The sequence below is a fragment of the Vibrio sp. 10N.247.310.17 genome (assembly GCF_041466605.1).
GTDB lineage: Bacteria > Pseudomonadota > Gammaproteobacteria > Enterobacterales > Vibrionaceae > Vibrio > Vibrio tasmaniensis_A.
Genome location: NZ_JBFSTC010000135.1, coordinates 1 through 8,715, shown reverse-complemented (window position 1 = coordinate 8,715; position 8,715 = coordinate 1). Strand labels below are relative to the sequence as shown.

7 protein-coding genes are annotated in these 8,715 nt (G+C 44.7%); 6 read left to right on the top strand and 1 reads right to left on the bottom strand.

Annotated elements, in window-relative coordinates; genetic code table 11:
- Positions 1-125: 125 nt before the first annotated feature.
- Entirely contained in the window at positions 126-1,436 is a 1,311-nt protein-coding gene (gene tolC, locus AB6D80_RS23240) for an outer membrane channel protein TolC (RefSeq protein WP_017102956.1), read from the bottom strand.
- A 226-nt stretch (positions 1,437-1,662) separates the two neighbouring features.
- Between tolC and nudF the strand changes: the two genes are divergently transcribed.
- The 6 genes from nudF to parC all read left to right on the top strand — a co-directional run bounded on the left by nudF (position 1,663) and on the right by parC (position 8,608).
- Complete coding sequence (gene nudF / locus AB6D80_RS23235; protein ID WP_009848961.1) at positions 1,663-2,292, top strand: ADP-ribose diphosphatase; 630 nt, start codon at positions 1,663-1,665, stop codon at positions 2,290-2,292.
- Between the two features lie 4 nt (positions 2,293-2,296).
- Positions 2,297-2,737: a DUF1249 family protein gene (locus tag AB6D80_RS23230; RefSeq protein ID WP_017102957.1), complete on the top strand. Its 441-nt coding sequence runs from the start codon at positions 2,297-2,299 to the stop codon at positions 2,735-2,737.
- 59 nt (positions 2,738-2,796) lie between these two features.
- Positions 2,797-3,621, top strand: coding sequence for a 3',5'-cyclic-AMP phosphodiesterase (gene cpdA / locus AB6D80_RS23225; RefSeq protein WP_009848963.1), 825 nt, complete (start codon positions 2,797-2,799; stop codon positions 3,619-3,621).
- Positions 3,621-4,226, top strand: a complete 606-nt coding sequence (yqiA, locus tag AB6D80_RS23220; RefSeq protein ID WP_017102958.1) for an esterase YqiA — start codon at positions 3,621-3,623, stop codon at positions 4,224-4,226. The genes cpdA and yqiA overlap by 1 nt, the downstream gene beginning before the upstream one ends.
- A 239-nt stretch (positions 4,227-4,465) precedes the next feature.
- Positions 4,466-6,346 carry a DNA topoisomerase IV subunit B gene (gene parE, locus AB6D80_RS23215; RefSeq protein WP_012603198.1) on the top strand — a complete coding sequence of 627 codons (1,881 nt, stop codon included), beginning with the start codon at positions 4,466-4,468 and terminating at the stop codon, positions 6,344-6,346.
- A gap of 3 nt (positions 6,347-6,349) precedes the next feature.
- Positions 6,350-8,608 (top strand): DNA topoisomerase IV subunit A, encoded by a 2,259-nt coding sequence (parC, locus tag AB6D80_RS23210; protein WP_372189735.1) that lies wholly within the window; start codon positions 6,350-6,352, stop codon positions 8,606-8,608.
- The last annotated feature ends 107 nt before the right edge of the window (positions 8,609-8,715 follow it).

Sequence of the window (8,715 nt, the reverse complement as noted above, 5' to 3'; positions counted from 1 at the left end):
CGCTACACTGTGCGATCTAAACACCTTAAATGATAGGTGTTGGCTCATTGAGCGGCATTTTTGTAGCGGTAATCTAGTCACTTTATTAAAGACTCTGGTTAGAGTATTTAACTAGGATTTAAGCATTACTTACTTGCGACTTTTAGACCTGCGTTTACATCAACAATGTCTTGTTCGCTTAGCGTGCCAACAGCTTGACGAAGCTGAAGTACACTTAGGATGTAGTTGTAACGAGCATCTGAAAGGTTCTTGTTGGCATCGTATAGACGACGAGTTGAATCTAGTACGTCAACGATAGTACGAGTACCTACATCAAAACCTGCTTCTGTAGCTTCTAGAGCCGACTGAGCAGAAACAACAGACTGTTCGTAAGCGCGTAGCGCACCAATTGAGGCACTGATGTTGTTGTTGAATGCACGAACGTCTTTCACAACGCTACGGTAAGTTGCCTCTAGGTCTTCACTTGCTGCAACGTAGTTGTATTCAGCCTGTTTAGTCAAAGAAGTTGTACTACCACCTGTGTATAGAGGCACAACTAAATTTAAGCCGACGTTTAGGTTATCTTGGTCGTAATCACTAGGGCTGCTTGATTGATCGGCAAGAGAGTAGCTACCGTCCAACGTTAGGCTAGGTAGATGACCTGAGCTTGCTAGCGTGATGTTATCTTTAGCGATGTCTTGATCAATACGTGATGCCAATAGCTTCAGATTTTTCTCTTGAGCTTGCTCAACCAGTGCAACAGCAGATTCAGAAGACTTGCTTGCTGAGAAGCGGTCTGTATCTAAGATGTTTAGGTTAGAGTGCTCTTGACCTGTGATTTCACGTAGACCTTCGTAGTTATTAATCAGAGTGTTCTCTGCTAAAACTTCATCAGCCAAAACACCATCGTACTGAGCTTGCGCATCATGCACATCGGTGATTGCTGAAAGGCCAACTTCAAAGCGCTGCTTAGTTTGTTCCAGTTGACGAGCAACTGCGGCTTTTTCAGCACGAACAAACTCTAGGCTATCTTGAGCACGAAGTACTTCGAAGTAAGCGGTAGCAACACGAAGGATCAAAGCTTGTTGCTCTGCTGCGTATGAAGAATCAGCTTGGCGAGCTTTTTTCTCTGCTGTATCTAGCGTGATCCAAGAAGAGCGCTTGTACAGCTCCTGAGAAAAGTAAATTCCAGCTCCCCATTGATTGCTGTCATTATTTACATCACTTCGCTCACCACGGTTGATGTCGTAGTTAGCTCTCAAGTCAATTTGTGGTAGCAAGTCACTACGGTTTGACGTTACTGCTTCAAAAGCGGCATCGCGCTTCGCTGCTGAACGAAGAAGTTGAGGATCGTTCTGTTTTGCTTGGTCGTAAACCTCAGCTAGCGTATCAGCGAAAGCTGACGAACTCAGGCTGCCAATTGCTGCACTGATAAATAGTGGAAGCAGTTTTTTCATTTTCCTATTCCTGCCTTTAATGGAATTTTCTTTAAAAGAGTTTAACCCAGTTTGGTGGTAATTTACTCGAAACTTTGCACTTTTTTACAGTTAACTGTCCACTTGTGCAATATTTATTTTTTAAAACTTAACTTTAATTATAAGTTTTATACTAAAAGTTGAACCTTATCCTTGGTAGTTAACTCGGACAATGAGTAAACTATAAGATCACTTAGTGAGGTATCAAATGCAACAGTATGACAATCAACGACATGAGTTTACTCCGCAAGATGTGGAAATAGTCTCAAAAGAGACGCTGTTTCGTGGTTTTTTCAAAATGGTTAAGTACACATTTAAACATAGACTGTTTGAGGGCGGCTGGAGCCAACCAATCGAGCGTGAGATGTTTGAGCGTGGACATGCTGCCGCTTTGCTACCTTATGATCCTGTGCGTGATGAAGTGGTGATCGTCGAACAGATCCGTGTCGGTGCTCTAGAGCATGAGAACCCGTGGCAATACGAAATTGTTGCGGGGATTATTGATACCGATGAATCACCACAAGATGTTGCTCGTCGTGAGGCGATGGAAGAAGCGGGGGTCGACGTCGGATCTGTATTGCCTATTACTTCGTATTATCCTTCATCCGGCGGTTGCTCAGAAAAGCTCGACGTCTTTGTTGGTTGTGTTGACGCCACGACAGCAAAAGGGGTTCACGGATTGGATTACGAAGGTGAAGATATTCGCGTGCAAGTGATGAGTCGCGAAGCCGCTTATCAGTTAGTAAAAGACGGTGTGTTTGAAAATGGCGCCACGATCATTGCGCTGCAGTGGCTACAATTGAACTACCAAGAATTACAGTCAGAGTGGATAGATTAACGTCATGCCAAATATAGCAGTCAAAAAAACGTATCATGTCGATTTGGCTGAATTGATGCGAGTTTACGAGACTAACTATGCCAAACTTAATGCTCTGTTACCGGTTGAGCATGAGGTTGGTGACGTTCGCTGTTACCAAGCCGTTAATATGGTGTATCAATTGACAGTGAATGAGGTCACAAAATACACCACATTAATAGATATATGTCAGAGTGACGCGATGCCAGTGTTTCCTTTGCCAAAAATGTCTGTCAGGCTATATCACGACGCTCGAGTTGCAGAAGTGTGCGCTAGCGGGGATTTTTCGCGAGTCAAAGCAAAATATGACTATCCCAACACAAAACTTCTGCAAAAGGATGAGAAATTTCAATTGAACAAATTTCTTGGGGAATGGTTAACGTTTTGTTTAAAAACAGGTATCAGCCGAACCCCAGTTTCTTTTTAATTGAGCCTATTTAAAAACACTTTTAAAGTCTAAACAGTAACGTATCTGGATTTGTTATTTTGGAATTATCACACACTTCAAAATTTGATGAGAGCAGTATTAAGCTTGTACAGCTAACGGACACGCATTTATTTGCGCCGAGCAATGGCAGCTTATTAAGCATCAACACTCAAGATAGCTTTCGTGCTGTAGTCGATGCCATTGTTAGTCAGGGCTTTGACTATCAAGCGATTTTAGCAACCGGTGATATTTCTCAAGATCACAGTGCTGAGTCGTACCAAAAATTTGAGTCAGGAATTCAACCTTTGGATAAACCGTGTTACTGGTTGCCAGGGAATCATGACTTCAAACCGAATATGGGCAGTGTTTTACCATCACCACAAATACAATGCGTTGAGCATGTTTTGCTAGGTAATAATTGGCAGATGGTGATGCTGGACTCGCAAGTGGTTGGCGTGCCTCACGGACGTCTCAGTGATCAACAGCTTGATCTACTAGAACAAAAGCTAACCGAATTTCCCGAACGTAATACCTTGGTTCTGCTGCACCACCATCCACTGTTGGTTGGCAGTGCATGGCTGGATCAACATAATCTGAAAGATGCTGATCAATTTTGGGAAGTGGTTCAACAGCACACCAATGTGAAAGCGGTACTGTGTGGTCACGTTCATCAAGACATGAATCGAGATCATCATGGTGTACAAGTCATGGCAACACCGTCGACTTGTGTGCAATTCAAACCTAACTCAGATGACTTTGCGGTTGATACTTTGTCGCCTGGTTGGAGAGAGATTGAATTGCATCAAGATGGATCTGTGAGCACGCAAGTTCGCCGTTTACCTCATGGACAATTCTTACCTGATTTTGAAGCGGCAGGTTATTGATGTTTGATTCTGAACAGCAAGCCGCTAAGCCGCCACTGCTTCTCTATATTCACGGTTTTAACAGTTCATCACGTTCTCACAAAGCAACGGTGATTACTGACTATTGCGCGGAGCATCGTCCTGATATCAAGGTGATGACACCTCAACTGCCGAGTTTTCCTCAGCAAGCGGCCATTTATTTGCAGCAACTGGTGGAGCAATATAAAGAGCAATATCAGATAGCGTTGGTAGGTAGCTCGTTGGGTGGCTATCTTTCAACATGGCTGAATACTCACTATGGCTTTAAAGCTGTGGTTGTGAATCCAGCCGTTAAGCCGTATGAGCTTCTTGCTGACTATTTAGGTGAACAAGTAAATCCATACACAGGAGAGCGATATGTTCTGGAAACAAAACATATCAATGAACTGAAGGCGTTAGAGGTTCCGGCTATCGCTCAGCCGAGTGACTTCTGGTTACTTCAGCAAACGGAAGACGAAGTTCTGGATTACCGACAAGCGGTAGAGAAGTACCAAGGTGCAGTACAGACAGTAGAAGAGGGCGGGGATCATAGCTTTGTTAATTTTGAACGCTACCCCCAACAAATCATCACCTTTCTAAATCTTTAATCTGTTTCAGCAATCAAGTAATTTTCTCTTGTTTGACTGTTATTTCATCTATCAGTGGTGAAATATCATAGTTTGATGCCTTAGTTTTTGAACTAGCTTGACATCATTACTCAGCTTCCAGACTATATTCCCCAATACTTCGCTCGTTCGCTCTACTATGACGGTTCATAGTAATGATTTCGCTTTAGTCAAACTAGAGCCAGCGAACTGACGCAAACTTTTTGAGTAAACTCCGTATTATGACTGAACAATATAATGCAAAAGACCTCGAGGTACTTGAAGGTCTCGACCCCGTGCGACATCGCCCGGGAATGTATACCGAGACAGAAAGACCAAACCACCTTGCCCAAGAAGTCATTGATAACTCGGTTGATGAAGCACTAGCGGGACACGCTAAGAAGATTAAAGTCGTGTTGCATGCTGACCAATCGTTAGAAGTGACGGATGATGGCCGTGGTATGCCTGTTGATATCCACCCTGAAAAAGGGATCTCAGGTGTTGAGCTGATTTTAACTAAGCTCCACTCTGGCGGTAAGTTCTCGAACAATAACTACAAGTTTTCAGGTGGTTTGCACGGGGTAGGTATCTCGGTGGTAAACGCGTTGTCAAAACGTGTTGAAGTGACGGTTCGCCGTGACGGTCAGGTACATGAAATTGCCCTTGAAGGTGGTCATGCCGTAACGGATCTTACTGTTACAGGTACTTGTGGTCATCGTAATACCGGTACGACGGTACATTTTTGGCCAGATCCAAAATACTTCGATAGCTCTAAATTTTCGACACTTCGTCTGATTAACAACCTACGTGCAAAAGCAGTTCTTTGCCCAGGTTTAGAAATTACCTTTGTCGACAAGGTTGGCGGTGAAGAACATAAATGGTTCTATGAAGATGGTCTAAAAGACTACCTTGCAGAAGGTGTGAAAGGTTACACCTTACTGCCTGAGGAACCTTATGTTGGCGAATTCGTTGCTGAAACAGAAATGGCGAACTGGGCGATTATTTGGCAGCCAGAAGGCGGTGATATGATCACCGAGAGTTACGTGAACTTAGTACCAACTAAGCAAGGTGGTACACACGTAAACGGCCTTCGACAAGGTCTGCTTGATGCAATGCGTGAGTTCTGTGAATTTCGTAACCTTCTACCGCGTGGCGTTAAGTTAACGGGTGACGATATTTTCGATCGTTGTTCGTACGTATTATCGGTGAAGATGCAAGATCCGCAATTTGCTGGTCAAACAAAAGAACGTCTTTCTTCTCGTCAAACCGCAGCGTTTGTGTCTGGGGTGGTAAAAGATGCCTTTAGCTTGTGGTTGAACGAAAAACCACAACTGGCAGAACAGTTAGCTGAAGCTTGTATAGCGAATGCTCACCGCCGCATGCGCGCAAGTAAAAAGGTTGTGCGTAAGAAGATTGCTTCAGGCCCAGCATTGCCGGGTAAGCTAACCGACTGTTCGGTTCAAGATTTAAGTCGTACCGAAATCTTCTTCGTGGAAGGGGACTCGGCGGGTGGTTCAGCTAAACAAGCACGAGATCGTGAGTTCCAAGCGGTTATGCCACTTCGCGGTAAGATCCTAAATACATGGGAAGTGTCAGCGGACCAAGTATTGGCTTCACAGGAAGTACATGATATTTCGGTTGCTCTGGGTATCGATCCTGATAACGATGACTTGTCAGGCCTGCGTTACGGTAAGATCTGTATCCTTGCCGATGCGGACTCGGATGGTCTTCATATCGCGACACTGCTATGTGCACTATTTACTCGCCATTTCCATGCATTGGTTGAAGCGGGTCATATCTATGTGGCAATGCCTCCTCTGTATCGTATCGATTGCGGTAAAGAAGTGTTCTACGCACTTGATGACGCAGAGAAAGATGGTGTGCTTGAGCGACTATCGCAGAAGAAAGCTAAGATCAACGTGCAACGATTCAAAGGTCTGGGTGAAATGAACCCACTTCAGTTACGTGAAACCACCATGGATCCAAACACTCGTCGTCTTGTTCAATTAACGATTGATGACAACGAAGCGACCAACGAGATGATGGACATGCTGCTTGGTAAAAAACGTGCAGATGATCGCCGTACATGGCTACAGACTAACGGTGATATGGCCGAGGTATAATGGATGTCTAACGAAATTACATATGATGGCGTTGAACAGTTGCCAATGCGCAAGTTCACCGAAGATGCCTACTTAAATTACTCAATGTACGTGATCATGGATCGTGCATTGCCGTATATCGGTGATGGCTTGAAGCCAGTACAGCGTCGTATTATCTACGCGATGTCTGAGCTGGGCTTATCAGCAGCATCGAAATACAAAAAATCAGCACGTACCGTTGGTGACGTATTAGGTAAGTATCACCCACACGGTGACTCTGCTTGTTACGAAGCGATGGTACTGATGGCGCAGCCGTTCTCCTACCGCTATCCATTGGTAGATGGTCAAGGTAACTGGGGTGCTCCGGACGACCCGAAATCGTTCGCGGCGATGCGTTATACCGAAGCGAAATTATCTAAGTTTGCTGAGGTTCTGCTAGGTGAATTAGGTCAGGGCACCGTTGATTGGCAACCAAACTTTGATGGCACAATGAAAGAGCCTCAAATGTTGCCTGCACGTCTGCCTCACATCTTACTTAACGGTATTACTGGTATCGCGGTAGGTATGGCGACGGACATCCCGCCTCACAATGTCCGTGAAGTGGCGAACGCAGCGATTCACTTGATTGATACGCCGAAAGCTGAACTTCCAGATGTGATGGGTTTCATTCAAGGCCCTGATTACCCGACAGAGGCTGAGATTATTTCGCCGAAGTCGGACATCGAAAAGATCTACCGTACAGGCCGTGGCAGCATCAAGATGCGCGCGGTTTGGCACAAGGAAGGCTCTGATATTGTTATCACTGCTTTACCTCATCAAGTGTCAGGTGCGAAGTTACTTGAGCAAATTGCTAACCAGATGCGCGCTAAGAAGCTGCCAATGGTTGACGACTTGCGTGACGAATCGGATCACGAGAACCCAACTCGCATCGTTGTTGTTCCTCGTTCAAACCGTATCGACTGTGACCAATTGATGAGTCACCTATTCGCTTCGACGGATCTAGAGAAAAACTTCCGGGTTAACTTGAACATGATTGGTTTAGACAATCGTCCTCAAGTTAAAGGCCTAGTTCAAATTCTGAAAGAGTGGATTGAGTTCCGTCGCACGACCGTTCGTCGTCGTTTACAGTACCGTTTAGATAAAGTACTGGCACGTTTGCACATTTTAGAAGGTTTGCTTGCTGCTTATCTTAATATCGATGAAGTGATTGAAATCATTCGTACAGAAGACGAACCATGTCCTGTATTGATGAGCCGTTTCAACATTTCTGAAATTCAAGCCAATGCGATTCTTGATATTAAACTTCGTAACTTAGCTAAGTTAGAAGAATTTAAGATTCGAGCTGAGCAAGAGGAACTTGAAGCTGAACGTGAAAAGCTTGAAAAGCTACTCGGTTCAGAGCGTCGCTTGAATACGTTGATCAAGAAAGAAATCCAAGCCGATGCAGATAAATACGGCGATGATCGTCGTTCACCTCTGATTGAGCGTGCTGAAGCGAAAGCGCTAACAGAACGCGACTTAGTACCAAGCGAACCAATCACGGTTGTGTTGTCTGAGAAAGGTTGGATTCGTCATGCTAAAGGGCATGAAGTTGATGCTGAAGGCTTGAACTACAAATCTGGTGATAAGTTCTTAGCGAGTGCTAAGGGTAAGAGTAACCAACAAGCGGTGTTCCTTGGCAGTGATGGCCGAAGCTACTCCCTTGAATCTCATTCATTACCGTCGGCACGTAGCCAAGGCGAGCCAATTACAGGCCGCCTGAACGTTAGCCCAGGTACTTCTATTCGCCAAGTGGTGATGGGAGAGAATGAACAATTATGGTTAGTCGGTTCTGATGCTGGTTATGGCTTTGTTTGTAAGGGTAGCGATCTGCTGTCTAAGAACAAGAGCGGTAAAGCGTTAGTAAACTTGCCACAAGCTTCTGAAGTGATGTTGCCAAGCCCTATTGCAGACTTGGACAGTAACCAGATTCTGGCGATTACTAACCAAGGCCGTATGTTGTTGTTCCCTATTAAAGACCTGCCGCAGCTTAGCAAAGGTAAAGGCAACAAGATCATCAACATCCCTTCAGCTAAAGCAAAAGAGCGTGAAGAGTTTGTATCGCATCTGATGGCTATTCCAGAGAATGCAACGCTGACTATTTACGCGGGCAAACGTAAACTTGGCTTGAAACCTGCGGACCTTGAAAACTTCCGTGGTGAGCGTGGTCGTCGTGGTGGTCTGCTCCCAAAAGGTTTGCAGCGTGTGACTCGCATCGATATCGATGAACCTAGTGACGCCTAGTTTTGATTGAGTTTATCATTAGCTTTGATTGATAAAAGAAAACCCAGCTTAAGAGCCAACACCTATCATTTAAGGTGTTTAGATCGCACAGTGTAGCGAGTCTTACT

Excerpts from the sequence above, each read along its gene's own strand:
- tolC (WP_017102956.1), bottom strand. The coding sequence starts at position 1,436 with ATGAAAAAACTGCTTCCACTATTTATCAGTGCAGCAATTGGCAGCCTG.
- nudF (WP_009848961.1), top strand. The coding sequence starts at position 1,663 with ATGCAACAGTATGACAATCAACGACATGAGTTTACTCCGCAAGATGTG.
- AB6D80_RS23230 (WP_017102957.1), top strand. The coding sequence starts at position 2,297 with ATGCCAAATATAGCAGTCAAAAAAACGTATCATGTCGATTTGGCTGAA.
- yqiA (WP_017102958.1), top strand. The coding sequence starts at position 3,621 with ATGTTTGATTCTGAACAGCAAGCCGCTAAGCCGCCACTGCTTCTCTAT.
- parE (WP_012603198.1), top strand. The coding sequence starts at position 4,466 with ATGACTGAACAATATAATGCAAAAGACCTCGAGGTACTTGAAGGTCTC.
- parC (WP_372189735.1), top strand. The coding sequence starts at position 6,350 with ATGTCTAACGAAATTACATATGATGGCGTTGAACAGTTGCCAATGCGC.